The organism is Affinundibacterium danionis (assembly GCF_042432465.1).
In the GTDB taxonomy this organism is placed as follows: domain Bacteria; phylum Pseudomonadota; class Gammaproteobacteria; order Burkholderiales; family Burkholderiaceae_D; genus Undibacterium; species Undibacterium danionis.
The window spans coordinates 1-1,014 of sequence record NZ_JBHLXJ010000022.1; the positions used below are offsets into that span (position 1 = coordinate 1).

General features: G+C 52.7%; 1 protein-coding gene. It reads left to right on the top strand.

All coding sequences use genetic code 11. From position 1 onward, the window contains the following. Positions 1-1,014: hypothetical protein (locus ACFFJH_RS18005; RefSeq protein WP_390214362.1), on the top strand; the 1,014-nt coding region annotated here is incomplete at both ends.

Sequence of the window (1,014 nt, forward strand, 5' to 3'; positions counted from 1 at the left end):
ATATTGCTGGCGTCAATAACCTGTTGAATAAGAACGGCACCTCCTCCATCAGCAGCACCACTTACAACCTGGCTGCTGCCGATGACTGGAATAGTGTCATCACAGGTGGCAATATCGCTGATTTGACTGGCAATGGAATCACGGTCTCGAATGCCGCGCCAATCATTATTAACTCCACCTATGATGCCAGTACAGGTACCTTAGTGGTCACCGGTGCCAATATGGTTACTGGCGACACCATCGATGTCACCAAACTATCCATCGCTGGCCAAGGCGGTTCCTACACCCTGACTTCACCAAACATCACCGCCGCCAGTGCCACTTCGTTCACCGTGACCTTGAATGCCACCGACAAGCTGGCAATTAATGGTATCTTGAATCAGAACGGTAGCTCTGCAGTGGACACCACCACCTTTAACCTCGCTGCCGCCGCTTCATGGAATGCCAGCCGTACCAGCAGTGCTGACTTAACTGGCAATGGCATCACGGTTTCGAATGTGACGGCGCCGACCATTACCTCTGCCACCTTTGACGGCACGACCAATGTGCTGACCGTCACTGGCACAGGTCTGGTCAGAACCCTCGGTGCCACCAATGACATCACCATCAGTAAATTGACGATTACCGGTGAAGGTGGTTCGACCTACACCCTGTCGACGTCCGGCAATGTTGAAATCACCTCGGCCACCAGCTTTAACATTACCCTCTCGGGTGCTGATACCGGTGGCGTCTCCGCGCTGTTGAATAAGAATGGCACCAGCTCTGCTGTTAGCGCCACTGCCTATAATATTGCGGCGGCCGATGACTGGAACAGCGTCATTACCGGCGGCAATATTGCTGACCTGACTGGCAATGCCATCACTGTCTCGAATGCGGCACCGAATATTCTGAATGCAACCTATGACGCTGCCACAGGGATTCTATCCGTCTCCGCCGTCAATATCGTTAGTGGTGATACGATTGATGTCTCCAAACTCAGTCTCATTGGTCAGGCGGGTGGCTCTTATAACTTGA